The organism is Hymenobacter cavernae (assembly GCF_014641455.1).
GTDB lineage: Bacteria > Bacteroidota > Bacteroidia > Cytophagales > Hymenobacteraceae > Hymenobacter > Hymenobacter cavernae.
The window spans coordinates 613,313-626,839 of sequence record NZ_BMHT01000003.1; the positions used below are offsets into that span (position 1 = coordinate 613,313).

At 54.3% G+C, this 13,527-nt stretch carries 12 protein-coding genes; 8 read left to right on the top strand and 4 right to left on the bottom strand.

Going from position 1 to position 13,527, the window contains the following annotated elements:
- Positions 1-47: 47 nt before the first annotated feature.
- Positions 48-2,300 (bottom strand): OmpA family protein, encoded by a 2,253-nt coding sequence (locus IEX74_RS10845; RefSeq protein ID WP_229755203.1) that lies wholly within the window; start codon positions 2,298-2,300, stop codon positions 48-50.
- A gap of 445 nt (positions 2,301-2,745) precedes the next feature.
- On the opposite strand from IEX74_RS10845, the gene yihA reads away from it, so the two are divergent.
- The 3 genes from yihA to IEX74_RS10860 all read left to right on the top strand — a co-directional run bounded on the left by yihA (position 2,746) and on the right by IEX74_RS10860 (position 4,471).
- The gene (gene yihA, locus IEX74_RS10850; protein WP_188813932.1) at positions 2,746-3,363 is read left to right on the top strand and encodes a ribosome biogenesis GTP-binding protein YihA/YsxC; all 618 of its coding nucleotides are present in this window, start codon (positions 2,746-2,748) and stop codon (positions 3,361-3,363) included.
- Positions 3,364-3,430: 67 nt separating this feature from the next.
- The gene (locus IEX74_RS10855) at positions 3,431-3,871 is read left to right on the top strand and encodes an energy transducer TonB (RefSeq protein ID WP_229755205.1); all 441 of its coding nucleotides are present in this window, start codon (positions 3,431-3,433) and stop codon (positions 3,869-3,871) included.
- Positions 3,872-3,934: 63 nt separating this feature from the next.
- Positions 3,935-4,471, top strand: coding sequence for a DUF5606 family protein (locus IEX74_RS10860; RefSeq protein ID WP_188813934.1), 537 nt, complete (start codon positions 3,935-3,937; stop codon positions 4,469-4,471).
- 120 nt (positions 4,472-4,591) lie between these two features.
- Here IEX74_RS10860 and fbp read toward each other — a convergent pair whose 3' ends face one another.
- Positions 4,592-5,617: a class 1 fructose-bisphosphatase gene (gene fbp / locus IEX74_RS10865; protein ID WP_188813936.1), complete on the bottom strand. Its 1,026-nt coding sequence runs from the start codon at positions 5,615-5,617 to the stop codon at positions 4,592-4,594.
- Between the two features lie 409 nt (positions 5,618-6,026).
- Here fbp and IEX74_RS10870 point away from each other — a divergent pair, with 409 nt between their 5' ends.
- The 3 genes from IEX74_RS10870 to rsgA all read left to right on the top strand — a co-directional run bounded on the left by IEX74_RS10870 (position 6,027) and on the right by rsgA (position 9,036).
- Positions 6,027-6,623 carry a peroxiredoxin gene (locus tag IEX74_RS10870; RefSeq protein WP_188813938.1) on the top strand — a complete coding sequence of 199 codons (597 nt, stop codon included), beginning with the start codon at positions 6,027-6,029 and terminating at the stop codon, positions 6,621-6,623.
- 135 nt (positions 6,624-6,758) lie between these two features.
- Positions 6,759-8,015 carry a 3-deoxy-D-manno-octulosonic acid transferase gene (locus IEX74_RS10875; protein WP_308421121.1) on the top strand — a complete coding sequence of 419 codons (1,257 nt, stop codon included), beginning with the start codon at positions 6,759-6,761 and terminating at the stop codon, positions 8,013-8,015.
- A 94-nt stretch (positions 8,016-8,109) separates the two neighbouring features.
- A complete protein-coding gene (gene rsgA, locus IEX74_RS10880) occupies positions 8,110-9,036 on the top strand; it encodes a ribosome small subunit-dependent GTPase A (RefSeq protein ID WP_188813942.1) in 927 nt (308 codons plus the stop codon).
- A gap of 199 nt (positions 9,037-9,235) precedes the next feature.
- On the opposite strand, the gene IEX74_RS10885 is transcribed toward rsgA, so the two are convergent.
- Positions 9,236-9,880, bottom strand: coding sequence for a fasciclin domain-containing protein (locus IEX74_RS10885; protein ID WP_188813944.1), 645 nt, complete (start codon positions 9,878-9,880; stop codon positions 9,236-9,238).
- Between the two features lie 194 nt (positions 9,881-10,074).
- On the opposite strand from IEX74_RS10885, the gene IEX74_RS10890 reads away from it, so the two are divergent.
- Positions 10,075-10,533, top strand: a complete 459-nt coding sequence (locus tag IEX74_RS10890; protein WP_188813946.1) for a peptidylprolyl isomerase — start codon at positions 10,075-10,077, stop codon at positions 10,531-10,533.
- 95 nt (positions 10,534-10,628) lie between these two features.
- Here the strand turns inward: IEX74_RS10890 and IEX74_RS10895 are convergent, their stop codons facing one another.
- Positions 10,629-12,155 (bottom strand): sigma 54-interacting transcriptional regulator, encoded by a 1,527-nt coding sequence (locus IEX74_RS10895; RefSeq protein ID WP_188813948.1) that lies wholly within the window; start codon positions 12,153-12,155, stop codon positions 10,629-10,631.
- 245 nt (positions 12,156-12,400) lie between these two features.
- Between IEX74_RS10895 and IEX74_RS10900 the strand changes: the two genes are divergently transcribed.
- Positions 12,401-13,372: a c-type cytochrome gene (locus IEX74_RS10900; RefSeq protein ID WP_188813950.1), complete on the top strand. Its 972-nt coding sequence runs from the start codon at positions 12,401-12,403 to the stop codon at positions 13,370-13,372.
- Positions 13,373-13,527 lie beyond the last annotated feature (155 nt).

A 13,527-nucleotide genomic window follows, 5' to 3' on the forward strand; every position in this document is an offset into this window, starting at 1 on the left:
GGGCCGGACACAGTGCCCAGCCCGTTTCCTAGGGTTTGTGAGCCGGCTTAGTCGTTGTCGGTCTTCACTTTAGTTTTTTCACCGTTGGCGTCTTTTGCCTTCGAGTCGATGGTTCCATTCTTGGTTTTGGTCTTCGCCTCTTCGCCCTGCGGGCCTTTGGCTTTCACCTTCACCTTGTCAGAATTCTCGTCGACCTTGGTTTTGATCTTTGTGCCGTCTGCCTGCTTTATCTTGGTTTTGCCAGGTACCAGCGGGGCAGTGGTCGTGGTGAGCGGAGCGCTGGAAGGCTCACTCGACGACATGCTCGTGCCAGTTGGTCCTGACTGTGCAGAGTTGATGGAGGGAGCCGTTTCACCTTCCTTCAGAATCACCCGGAACTCCACGCGGCGGTTCAGCTGCATGTTCTCGGGCGAATCGTTAGGCGCCGCCGGCCGACGCTCGCCGTAGCTTACCGTTACTAAGCGGGCATCCGATATACCTTTGCGTAGCAAGTACTTATAAGCAGCCGTAGAGCGATTGTTACCTAGCTCTATGTTGTACTCGTCAGTGTTACGCGAGTCGCAATGACCTTCCACCGAGATGTTCAGGCCTGGATTTGCTTTCAGGATCCGTGCGATATTATCCAGTTCCTTAATCGACTCCGGGCGCAGGTTATACTTGTCAGTATCGAAGTACAGCTTCTTGAATGCGTAAGCTGATTGGCTTGTCGTATCAACGTACGGCACGTAGAAGTTCTTGGTAACCGTGGTCGAGTCGTCGGTTGAAATCGGCACGGCAAATTCCTCCGTGGTAATGTTCTTCCCGTCTTTCGACACAGAAACCTGGTACGTGCGGCCTGAGAGTACGCTCACTCCATAATCACCTGTTTCAGGCTTTGTTACGTCGCGGTAGCTCAGGGCTGTTTTATCAGCCTGCGTGCCCGAGAAAACCAGCTCAACGCCCGGAATCACAGAACTGCTGTCGCGGGCGCTGAACACCTTACCCCGGATGTTGATGTTCTTGATGTAGTTGATGGTGTAGATATCCTTCTCACCGTAGCCTCCAATGCGGTAGCTGGAGAGATAAGCGTAGCTACCATCCGGGCTCAGACGATAGTAAGTATCGTCATCAGGCGTATTGACCGGATAGCCCATGTTCTCAGGACGGCCCCACTTGCGGCCCACCGAATCCCACTGCGACTTAAAAATATCATAGCCGCCCATCGTGTTGTGGCCGCGTGAGCTGAAGTACAAGGTCTTACCATCCTTGCTCAGGTACGGGCTGTCGTCGTCGTACTTGGTATTGACCACGTTGCCTAGCGACTTGGCCTGTCCCCAGTCGCCGCCGGGCTCGCGCGTGGCGTAGTACAGATCTAGCGTTCCATCTTCCGAATACTTACCGGTTGAGAAGTAGATCGTTAGACCATCGGGCGTGATAAAGGCATCCGATTCGAAGCCTTTAGAGTTGATGTTACCGTTCAGCTTCTTCGGCGGTGCCCAGTCGCCGCCCGCCTTTTCGGAGAAGAAAATGTCACCATTTTCGTCTTGCCGGTATAGCAGCATTTTCTGGTCATTGTCGAATACCTGAATGGAAGCGTCGTGGCCTTTCCCGTTGAGAGCGCCGCTCAGTGAGCGTGGCTTTTCCCACTCATCATCGCTGATGCGCTTCGTTTCAAAGATATCCTCGTAGTACTCTCCGTCGGAAGCAATGCCTTTGCCTTTGGTGTTGGCCCCTGTTACTTCCTGACCACGCGAGGTGAAAAGCAGCAGCTTGTCGTCTGCGGAAATTACGGGGCTGTGCTCGGAATAGGCCGTGTTGATGGTCGGACCTAGGTTCTTCACGAAGATGTCCTTGGGGCTGTTGAACTGCACCTTCGCGTTTTTGCTGTGCTGAATCAACTGCGCCAGCTCTGCTTTGCGGGTGTCGGTTTTCTTCTTCAGCGTAGCGTTGTACGCCTGGAAGTGCGTGATGGCCTCATCAAAGTTGTAGTTGAGGTGGTCGACGCGACCTAGCCAGTACTCTATATCCTTCGACACCTTTGGCTTTAGGCGCTGCGCTTTATAGATGTAGTCACTGGCTTTCTCCTTATCAAAGGACATATAAGCAATACCAGCCCGGAACAGCGCCTGGGCATTATTCGGCTCCTTGGCCAACACTTGCTCATAGTAAGGGATGGAGGCCCGATAGTTCTCTTGATCGAAGAACTTATTTGCGCTTTTCAGCTGCTTGCGCGTGCTCTGGGCCAGCGCAGGCTGGGCCATTGCCGCACCGAGCGCTAAGGCGCAAGAGGCTTTCAATAACCTTCTGACTAAGTTGTCCATTGTAGGAGGAGTTTTGGAAATAAGCGGTTACGAAGGTGTTCGGTAAAAAGTAGCAGGTTCGAATGCCACTCTTTAAGAAAGATGCGTTTTATACTGAAAACTAGTTCCAGGGTTAACTCAAACCAAAGAATGTTTTAGCGTTTGAAAAGCCTAAAATCAGCTTTCTACTTCATTCTAAGCTTATTCAGTTATCTGCGGCAAGAATCAACAACTGAACAAAGATAGGGATTTCATAATACATTCTTTACAGCATCCAATATTTCAAGATAGATACCATACATAGTAAAGTACAATAGCAGCAAAGAATGAGGCAATCACCTTACCCGCCAAGTCGCGCAAATATAGGGCTACAACATTAACAACAAGGGTATTATTAGAAATTTATGCACTCTTCAGGCTTTCTCTTTCTCCTACCTTTGTACGCAACTAACCTGATTTTTCGCCTATGATCATCCGCGAAGCAAAGTTCGTCATGAGTAATTCGCGGGTTGAGCAGTGCCCACCGCCTACTTTGCCCGAATATGCCTTCATTGGCCGCTCCAACGTGGGCAAGTCTTCCTTAATTAATATGCTCACGGGGCAAAACAGCCTGGCGAAAACCTCGTCGCTCCCTGGTAAAACACAGCTAATCAATCATTTCCTAATAAATGAGGAGTGGTATCTAGTCGACTTGCCTGGCTACGGCTACGCTAAAGTAAGTAAGGATTCGCGCGCGCAGTGGAGCAAGATGATCAACTTCTACCTGCGGAAGCGCGAAAACCTAGCCTGCGTATTTGTACTGATTGACTCGCGTCATCAGCCACTGGCCCCCGATATCGAGTTTATTGATATGCTGGGCACGGAAGGTATTCCGTTTGTGTTGGTGTTTACCAAAGCCGATAAACTATCGAACTCGCGGGCCCAGCAGAACGTGGTTGATTATCTGGCTAAGCTACAGGAAACCTGGGATGAACTGCCGCGTCACTTCATTACGTCGGCGGCGGAGAAGACGGGCCGCGCTGAGATTCTGAACTTCATCGAAGACGTGAATCGGCAGCTGGCCCAAACGGCTCAGGATTCGTAAGTTGGCTTTGTAATTGCCTTTTCCTGACAATAACTTTTCATTGCTTTCTCCTTTTGGTCTTTATTTCATGAAAAAAATCACATTTGCGCTGGCTTTCGGCATGCTGGCCACAACTGCCCCGGCTTTCGCACAAAAGGCTCCGACTAAGAGCAATGCACCGGCTCCCGCGACTACTCCGGCTCCTGCCGCCGAGGCTGCTCCAGCAGCACCGGGCCACGTTGGCAAAAACATTCCCGTAGCGGAGTATTATGAAGGTGGGCAGGAGGCCATGTACGCCTTTATTGAAAAAGAGCTGAAGTACCCTATTCTTGCTAAGCGTAACCGTATTCAAGGCACTTGTATTGTGAGCTTTACGCTAAACACCGACGGCACCATGACCGGCGTGAAGCTGGTGAAAGGCGTGGGCGGCGGCTGCGGCGAGGAAGCGTTGCGCGTTGTGAAGCTGCTGCAATTCAAGAAGCCCGACTACGCCGTGCTGACGAGCCTGCCTGTTGTATTCAAGCTGTAAGCCAACTTAGCTTTGCTAGCGGCTACTACCCTACCTTTGCATCTTTCGCTTAATTTATTTTCCATGCCTTACGACCTGAAGGAAATTGCCGCGATCAGCGGAATGCCCGGTCTTTACCGCTTAGTGCGCCCCACCCGCGCCGGCGTGATTATCGAATCACTGGACGAGCGTGCTACGCGCTCCGTAGCCTCGGCCCGCAACAAGGTTTCGCTGTTGCAGGAGATTTCCATTTACACTCAGGACTACGACCAGACGATACCGCTGACGGAGGTATTCGACCGAGTGTACCAGAAATACGGCACCAATCTCCCCGTGACCAACAAATCGGATGACCGTGACTTGGTGAACTTTATGGGCGAAATCATCCCCGACTACGACCGGCAGCGGGTGTATCTGTCGGATATCAAGAAGCTGGTGACGTGGTACCAGGCCGTGAGCAGCCGCTTAGAGTATCAGGCCGCCACTGAGGAAACTACTGACGCGGGCACGCAGCAGGAGCAGCCTGCCGCCGACGAAGCGCTGAGCACCGCCGGCATCATCCCAACGGAAGCCGACGCAACCGCAGAAGGCAATCCGGAGGCCGCTGAAAAAACCGCGTAGAACCTAGGTTCTATCCTCTGCCGACCTCGGTCGGTACGGTCCCAACACGAAGAAGGCCGCCCGAACATATCGGGCGGCCTTCTTCGTGTTGGGACTCTCACGTTAACGATTGTGTAGAAGCTAGCTATTTACGGCCGACGCGTCGGAGTATTCAGCGGCCAGGAACTCTTCTGCTTTTTCAACCAACTCCTTGGACCCGATAAAGAGCGGGCAACGATCGTGCAGACCGGTAGGCTCGATTTCCATGGTGCGCTGGCGACCGTTGCTGGATTTGCCACCGGCTTGCTCCACGATGAAGGCCAACGGGTTGCACTCGTAAAGCAGGCGCAGCTTACCACTAGGCGCTTTCTTGGTCGGCGGATAGATGTAAATCCCTCCCTTCAGCAAATTGCGGTGGAAATCAGCAACTAAGGAGCCGATGTAGCGGGCCGAATAATTCTGGTCCTTGCAGTGCGCAATGAAGGCGTTCAATCCTTCTGAGAAAGAATTGGCGCTACCTTCATTAATAGAGTAAACCGTTCCGGTAGCTGGAATAGTGATGTTGGGGTGCGAAAGGAAGAACTCGCCGAGCGAAGGCTCATAGGTGAAGCCATTCACGCCATTGCCCGTGGTGTACACCAGCATGGTGCTGGAGCCATAGATAACGTAGCCAGCCGCGACCTGAAGCGTGCCGGGTTGCAGGCAATCCTGGTCATTGCCGACGGTGCCCGTAGCTGATATGCGCCGGTAGATACTGAAAATAGTACCGATGCTGACATTGACGTCAATGTTGGAAGAGCCATCCAGGGGGTCCATGGCCACTACATACTTGCCCTGGTTGTTCCCGGTCTGAATCACTTCTTCGTCTTCTTCCGACACAATGGTGCAGACCTCGCCCCCATTGCGCAGCGCCCGGATAAAGCGAATGTTCGCAACGACATCTAGCTTTTGCTGATCCTCGCCCTGCACGTTGCGGTTGCCGTAAGCACCGGCAATATCTATCAGGCCCGAGCGATTGATTTCACGGTTAACGATTTTGGTAGCGAGTGCAATATCGCGTAGCAGCTGAGAGAGTTCGCCGGTAGCATACGGGAAATCCTCCTGCTTGCGCATGATAAAGCGGTCGAGGGTAGTCCCAACGGGCAGCGCCAGTGAGTTATGATCCATAAATAAGGAAAAGAAAGAAGCAGTAGTATGCAGTCAAAAGTAACCTTTTTCGGCGTTCAGCAATAGAACTTTGCCCGGAAACGAAAGAGATTTTACCCGGAAAGTCAAAGTACATGACTATATAGGTGTAAAAACAAAGCAACAGGATCAGCAACTGCGCGGCGGTTTATCAACCTAGGTAGCGCAAGGCTCGCCTGTTTCCTTTGGGGGAACAAAGCTGTAGAAGAGCTGGCAGCCAACTGTTTTGCTTTATCCGTGGTATAAGGCTACTAGAATTGGAGCAACGTTTTCTGCTTCTATAACTAGCGCGTACTCACCTGGGCTAGAGGCGGCTATCAGCTGTCCACAAGCTAGCCTCCAGGCTGCGTACGCCAGCCAGCATTTCCCTCACCAAACCGTATTGACTCTTATGGCCGTTCTCGTTGGTAAACGTGCTCCATCCTTCCGCGCAAAAGCCGTTATTGACGGTCAGATTGAAGATGAATTTTCGCTCGACCGCTACCTGGGTAAGAAGCACGTGCTTTTCTACTTTTATCCTTCCGACTTTTCGGCGGTTTGCCCTACGGAAGTGCTTGCTTTTCAGGACCGACTGGCTGAATTTGACGCTAAAAGCGTGGCTGTAGTCGGCTGCTCCACCGATTCGCACAGCGCCCACTTGGCCTGGCAGCAGATACCGCGCAACCAGGGTGGCGTCGCGGGCGTCACGTACCCGCTGGTAGCCGACGCAACCAAAACCATTTCGGCCAACTACGATGTACTGGGTGGTCACTACGACTACAACGACGCGGGCGAAATGGTGTTTGTGGGCTCGCCGGTGGCGTATCGGGGCTTGTTTCTCATTGATAAAGATGGCATTGTGCGCCATCAGCTTGTGAACGACCGCCCCCTAGGCCGCAGCATCGATGAGGCGTTGCGTATAGTGGCGGCGCTGCAATTTTTCGAGACGAACGGCGAGGCCTGCCCCGCCGATTGGCACGAATCAACCAGCCAGGGTGCTTTGAAATAATGCGCAAAAGCTAGCTTTCTAGCTTCTCAGAGAAGCCTCAGCGCCCGGCGTTGAGGCTTCTTCTCGTTTGGAAGGCCGGCAAACGCGTACTTTTGTACTCTCAACTACTACGCTTTCGGCGTTTCATCCTTGTTATTGCTTTACAACATTGCGCTCCGTTTGTATGCCTTGCTGCTGCAAGTAGTAGCGCCCTTTAACCCCAAAGCAGCTCAGTGGGTAGCCGGTCGGCGCGGTTTGCTGGTGCATATTCAGGCAACGCTACGCGCTGAGACGGCGCCGCTGGCCTGGTTTCACTGCGCCTCATTGGGCGAGTTTGAGCAGGGCCGGCCGCTCATAGAGGCGTTTGCACAGCAGTACCCGCACTACAAAATTGTGCTGACGTTCTTTTCCCCCTCGGGCTACAGCGTGCGCAAGAACTGGCCTGGCGCGCACTACATATTTTACCTGCCGCTCGACACGGCGGCCAACGCGCGTCGCTTTCTGGACGTGGTAAAACCTAGGTTAGCGGTCTTTGTGAAGTACGAGTTCTGGTACCACTTCCTCTCCGAGCTGCACCGCCGCCACGTCCCGACGATCTGCGTCTCAGCTATTTTCCGGTCCGATCAAGCTTTTTTCAAGCCCTGGGGCGGTTTGTTCCGGCGTATTCTCGGCAGCTTCACGCATATTTTCACTCAGAATGAAACCTCCGCGGAGCTGTTGCGCGGCATTGACATCAGGCAGGTAAGCGTAGCCGGCGACACGCGGTTTGATACGGTGGTGAGTACGGCCGCCATGCTACCTAGGTCGCTGCCGCTGCTGGAAGCTTTTGTGGCCGACAAGGCCCCGGTGCTGGTGGTGGGCAGCAGCTGGCCGGAAGATATTTCGGTACTAGCTCCTCCCTTGCGGCACATGATGGCGGATAATATTAAGCTGCGCGTTATCGTAGCGCCGCACGAGCTGCACGAATCGGGCTTACGGCAGCTCGAAGCCATCGTGCCGGGGCAGGCCGTGCGCTACTCCGCTGCGCAGCCTGCGACGGTAGCACAAGCTAGCATTCTGGTTATTGATTCCATTGGCTTGCTGCGCGAGCTGTACCGCTATGGGTCAATAGGTTATGTGGGCGGTGCTTTCGGAAAAGGCTTACACAACACGTTGGAAGCAGCCGTGTTTGGGCTGCCTCTGGCCTTTGGGCCACGTTACGCAAAGTTTCAGGAAGCCAACGACTTAGTTGCCCTAGGTGGTGCAAAAACGGTAGAAACCAGTGCGCACCTGGAAAGTGTTCTGCGGGCGTGGCTACAAGACGAGCAACTACGCCAAGCCGCCAGCAGCACCAACCGCAACTACGTGCTCGACCACGCCGGCGCCACGGCCAAAATCATGGCAGCTTTGCCTAAAGAGCAACTAAGTAATTGAGTAGCTGAGTAATTTTCCTTGAACAATCCTTTAGTATTACCCCCTTGTTAGCCTCTCTTCCATTTACTCAGGTGCTCAGCTACTCAATTACTCTATGACCGGTATTGTCGTTAAATCAACGGGCTCGTGGTATTTGGTGCGCGACCTAGGTACGGGGCAGCTGCACCGCTGCCGGCTGCGGGGCAAATTCAAGAACAAGGGCCTGAAGGTGAGCAACCCGCTGGCCGTGGGCGACCAGGTGGAGTTCACGGTGGAAGAGCAGACGGAAGGCGCGGGCGTGATTCATCACATCGAGCCGCGCCGCAACTACATCATTCGTCGCTCGGTGCACAAAACGGAGCACGCCCACATCGTAGCGGCCAACCTCGACCAAGCCTTGCTGGTGGTCACGCTGGTGTCGCCGGCCACGTCGTTCGGGTTTATCGACCGATTCCTGGTGACGGCGGAGGCGTACAGCATTCCGGTCACGATTATCTTCAACAAAGCCGACCTCTACGACGAAGAACTAGCTGAGTATCAGCAGCAGATTCAGAAGATGTACAAGCGCACGGGCTACCCTAGCCTGCTCACCGCAGCCCGCACCGGCGAGGGCGTCGCTGAGATTGATGCGCTGCTGGATGGCAAACTCACGCTGCTTTCCGGTCATTCGGGCGTGGGCAAAAGCACGCTTATCAATGCGCTGGTCCCGGACCTGGATCTGAAAACCGCCGAAATCAGTGAGTTCTCCGATAAGGGCGTGCACACCACCACCTTCGCCGAAATGCTGGAAGTACGACCCGGCACGTATTTAATTGATACGCCAGGTATTAAGGAGCTAGGTTTGGTAGATATTCCGCCGGCGCAGCTAGCGCACTTCTTCCCAGAAATGCGAGCGTTGCTCAACCAATGCCGCTACCACAATTGCACCCACGTGCACGAGCCGGGCTGCGCCGTCCGCGAAGCCGTGGAGAAAGGCAAAATTGCCCTCCCCCGCTACGACAGCTACCTGAGTATGCTCAATAATGAGGACAACCGGCATTAATGGATACTCCTCTTCTGTCATCCTGACGAAGGAAGGACCTCCCTCTATTTACCGACAAGTTCTTTTTCAACCAAAAGCCCTTGATCAACCACCTAGGTTAATCAAGGGTTTGGTGCTTTTAGGATAGTTGGGGTTTAGGCAAGGGAGGTCCTTCGTTCCTCAGGATGACAGACAAGAAAAGATAAGCACGAAACCTAGGTTACTCCGTCTCGGCGGGCGGCATGAGTACCGTGTCGATGATGTGCGTTACGCCGTTGTTTGAAACTACATCAGGCGTCGTGACGGTGGCGTTGTTGATCATCACCTTACCATCTTTCACCGAGATTTTGATTTTCTCGCCGTTCATCGTGGTTAGCTCCTGGCCGTCGCGCAGGTCGGCGGCGAGCAGACGGCTGGCAATGACGTGGTACTTGAGTAAGCCTGCGAGCTTGTCTTTGCTTTCGGGTTTCATCAGGCCGGCCATTGCGCCTTTGGGGAGTTTATCAAAGGCCGCGTTGGAGGGCGCAAACACGGTGTACGGGCCGGGGCCGCTTAACGTGCCGTCGAGGCCGGCAGCCTGCACGGCTTGCACCAGCGTCCGCATACCTGTGGCCTGCACGGCGTTCTGCACGATGCTGCGGTCGGGGGTCATGGCTACGCCATCGACCATCACGCCGTCGGCTTTGCCCATGCGGGCGGAGTCGGTGGGCATGTTGGCCGAGTCTGCGACGGTCATGCCGGAGCTAGGTGCCTCGGTCGTGACATCAGCACCTTTGCTGTTGTCGTTGCCACACCCGGCGAGGCCAGCGGCCAGGAGCGTCGTGCTGAGCAGGAAAAATGAAGTCGTTCGGAACGTCTTTTTCATGTATAAGTTGAGCAATCGAAATGAATAAATGAGTCGGATAAGAAAAGGCGAAAATACGCCGCCGTTGCTCCTGCCGCAACCTACGCACCCGCCGGGCTGGTGGATGCCGCTCCCAGAGTGAAATAGTTACCTTTGCCCCACTTTCGCCCTTTTAGCGGCGGAAGCACCATTTCCCCACCTACAACTTTCCAGACATGAAAACTGCTGAAATTCACACCAGCAAAGGCGTTATGAAGCTGGAGTTCTTCGAAGAAGACGCTCCGAACACCGTTAAGAACTTCACCGACCTGGCCAAAAGCGGCTTCTACGACGGCACCAGGTTTCACCGCGTCATCCCAAACTTCATGATTCAGGGCGGCGACCCGAACACGAAGCCCGGCGCGAAAGGTATGCCCGGCACAGGTGGCCCAGGCTACAAAATCAAGTGCGAAACCTCCGGCGGCAACCAGTACCACGACCGTGGCGTGATTAGCATGGCCCACGCCGGCAAAGACACCGGTGGCTCGCAGTTCTTCATCGTGCATAACCGCCAGAACACCGCCCACCTCGACCGGGTACACACCGTGTTCGGCCGCGTGATAGAAGGCGAAGAGGTGATTGACCAGATTCGCCAGAACGACGAGATTGAGAAGATCGTGGTAAACGAAGGATAACCTAGGTTGCTCTTCCGCTATCAACAAAAAAGCCGCTCCTGGAATCAGGAGCGGCTTTTTTTGGTATTCCTACTACAGTAGCTACTAAGTCAGACTTACCGACGACGGCCGCGGGGCTTTTCGTCCTCGTCCTCGTCGTCATCATCGCCGCCGAAGCTAGGCATGGTGAACATCGAGCTGAGCAGGTCCTTGAACTGGGTGCCAGCCGTGACGCGGTTGCGCGAGATGAGGCTGTGCTCGGCCAGGCCGTGCAGACAGAACTCCATCAGGAAGTAGGTCGTTTCCTTGTCCTCGTTGGGGTGCAGGAACGTGACGATGTTGCGCAGACCGGGCACTTGATCGAGCGCCTTTTGGTAATCCTTGTCGGAACCATCATTGAGCACGTCGACGGTGTTGCCGGTGCCGAACCAATCCTGCACCTCTTTGTAGGGGTTCGGAATGTTCTTCTTTTTCTTCTGCTTATCGGGGTCGGGGAAGTAGTTCAGGAACAGCGTGCGGATGGCTTTGCCCATGAGCTTCTCGGCCACAATGCCGGCTCCCTCCTGCTCGCCTTCGTACACCAGTTCCACCTTACCCGTGAGGGCCGGCACGGCAGCTAGGTAGTCGGCTACGCGGATGTAGGTTTTCTTCTCGCCGTTGATCAAAGCGCGACGCTCGGCCGCACTGATCAGGCTTTCGTAGGCGGCAATGGTCAGACGAGCCGATACACCACTTTTCGCATCCACGAACTCGGAGCCGCGGGCTTCTACGGCCACCTGCTCCACCAAGTCGCTCACGATTTCGTTGGTGGTCACCATGCCTTTCTGTTCCTCTTTGATGCGAGCTTCCTGCTTGGTGATGCGCTTTCCAATCTCGATGGACTTGGGGTAGTGCGTGATGATCTGGGAATCGATACGATCCTTGAGCGGCGTCACGATGGAGCCGCGGTTGGTGTAGTCCTCGGGGTTAGCGGTGAACACAAACTGGATATCCAGCGGCAAACGCACCTTGAAGCCGCGAATCTGAATGTCGCCTTCCTGCAAGATGTTGAACAGCGACACCTGAATGCGTGCCTGCAAGTCGGGCAACTCGTTAATAACGAAAATGCCACGGTGGGACCTAGGTATCAGGCCGAAGTGAATCACGCGCTCATCCGAATACGGCAGCTTCAGCGTGGCCGCTTTAATGGGGTCAGCGTCGCCGATAAGGTCAGCTACTGATACGTCGGGCGTAGCTAGCTTTTCCGTGTAGCGGTCCGAGCGGTGCAGCCAAGACACCGGAGTTGCGTCGCCTTTCTCGGCAATCAGATTTTTAGCATAAATCGACAGTGGTTGCAACGGGTCGTCGTTCAACTCCGAGCCTTCCACCACCGGAATATATTCGTCGAGCAGGTCTACCATCAGACGAGCAATACGCGTTTTGGCCTGACCACGCAAACCTAGCAGGTTGATGTGGTGCATACTCAGAATAGCGCGCTGCAAGTCAGGAATAACCGTTTCCTCGTAGCCGTAGATGCCCGGAAACACTTCTTCTTTGCTTTGGAGCTTGGCAATCAGATTATCGCGCAATTCCTGCTTCACTGAGCGAGGCTGATAGCCGGACTTTTTCAGTTCGCCTAGGGTACGGATGTTGGTTGAGATCATAAAGAGGGAAAAGTATGTCTGCCGGAGTGATAGATGGGCAAAAGATCGGAGGAGCAGACAACTAAGTCATATAACTGCCTAACCCCACCATTGGTTCGAAGGCAATAATGGCAGCCGGTGAAAAACGCGGCATTTGTTATTCACTCACTAATCGCTGCCACTCACATATATATGTGATGCCCTAGGTTTGGGGCACGCATGCAGAACCTATAGTATTGTGGCTCTTAACCTTACCCCAATACTACATGAAAAAATTCTTTAAAATACTGGGTGGCGTGCTAGGTGTAGTAGTGCTGGCCGTCGTAGGATTTATTGTGTGGGTACAGGCGCGCGGCATCCCGACTTACGACAAGCCTCCCACGCCTACTACCGCCGTAGCTGCTACGCCGGAGCGCCTAGCGATGGGACGTTCCTTGGTGCTGGCTAGCTGCGTCGACTGCCATATGAATAAGCAGACCAACACCCTTTCGGGTCACCAGATGCTGGACGTACCCCAGGAGTTCGGCAAGCTCTACTCCGCGAATATTACGCAAGACAAGGACCACGGCATCGGCAACTGGACTGATGGGGAAGTCATTGCATTGCTACGCACGGGCATCGGGCGCGATGGGCGCTACCGCATCATTATGCCGCACTTCGTGCATATGTCGGATGAGGATGTGAACAGCATTGTGGCCTTCCTGCGCTCCGACCATCAATGGGTGCAAGCCGACCCAACGACCACTCCCGCGCAGGAACCTAGCCTGCTTGTTAAAACCCTGGTAAACACCGTAATGAAGCCGACGCCCATGCCGGCACAGCCTGTGGTAGCGCCTGCCCCCACGGACCAGCTTGCGTACGGCCGCTACCTTATCGTGGGCCGCTACCAGTGCTACGAGTGCCATTCCAAGGATTTCAAAACCAACAACGCCCTGGAGCCAGAAAAGTCGGAAGGCTACCTAGGTGGCGGCAACCACCTGCTCAATGAGCAGGGCAGAGACATCGTGTCGCGCAACATCACCGGCGACCCGGAAACCGGCATCGGCGACTGGACGGCTGGCCAGTTTCAGCAAGCGGTGAAGTTTGGTATGTCGCCCAATGGCCCGCTGAGCGCGCCCATGCCGAAGTACTCCACCATGAGCGACGAGGACGCGGCGGCTATTTACGCCTATCTGCAAAGCATCCCCAAAATCAAAAATGCTACGCCGGAGGATAAAGGCGCCGTGGCCGCGAAGTAAGCTGGGTTAAAACGTCTGTCATCCTGCCGAAGATTCCGCGCATCAAGCGGCGTGACCTTCCTCGCCTAAGCCACAAACTTTCCTATACACCAAAAGCTCCTAACTACCCGATAAGGTTAGTTAGGAGCTTTTGGGTTTAAAATAAGGCTTGGTGC

Bases quoted from the DNA above. Each gene is read 5' to 3' on its own strand.
- fbp (WP_188813936.1), bottom strand. From the start codon at position 5,617: ATGGATCATAACTCACTGGCGCTGCCCGTTGGGACTACCCTCGACCGC.
- IEX74_RS10845 (WP_229755203.1), bottom strand. From the start codon at position 2,300: ATGGACAACTTAGTCAGAAGGTTATTGAAAGCCTCTTGCGCCTTAGCG.
- IEX74_RS10885 (WP_188813944.1), bottom strand. From the start codon at position 9,880: ATGAAAAAGACGTTCCGAACGACTTCATTTTTCCTGCTCAGCACGACG.
- rsgA (WP_188813942.1), top strand. From the start codon at position 8,110: ATGACCGGTATTGTCGTTAAATCAACGGGCTCGTGGTATTTGGTGCGC.
- IEX74_RS10890 (WP_188813946.1), top strand. From the start codon at position 10,075: ATGAAAACTGCTGAAATTCACACCAGCAAAGGCGTTATGAAGCTGGAG.
- IEX74_RS10860 (WP_188813934.1), top strand. From the start codon at position 3,935: ATGCCTTACGACCTGAAGGAAATTGCCGCGATCAGCGGAATGCCCGGT.
- IEX74_RS10900 (WP_188813950.1), top strand. From the start codon at position 12,401: ATGAAAAAATTCTTTAAAATACTGGGTGGCGTGCTAGGTGTAGTAGTG.
- IEX74_RS10855 (WP_229755205.1), top strand. From the start codon at position 3,431: ATGAAAAAAATCACATTTGCGCTGGCTTTCGGCATGCTGGCCACAACT.
- IEX74_RS10870 (WP_188813938.1), top strand. From the start codon at position 6,027: ATGGCCGTTCTCGTTGGTAAACGTGCTCCATCCTTCCGCGCAAAAGCC.
- IEX74_RS10895 (WP_188813948.1), bottom strand. From the start codon at position 12,155: ATGATCTCAACCAACATCCGTACCCTAGGCGAACTGAAAAAGTCCGGC.
- yihA (WP_188813932.1), top strand. From the start codon at position 2,746: ATGATCATCCGCGAAGCAAAGTTCGTCATGAGTAATTCGCGGGTTGAG.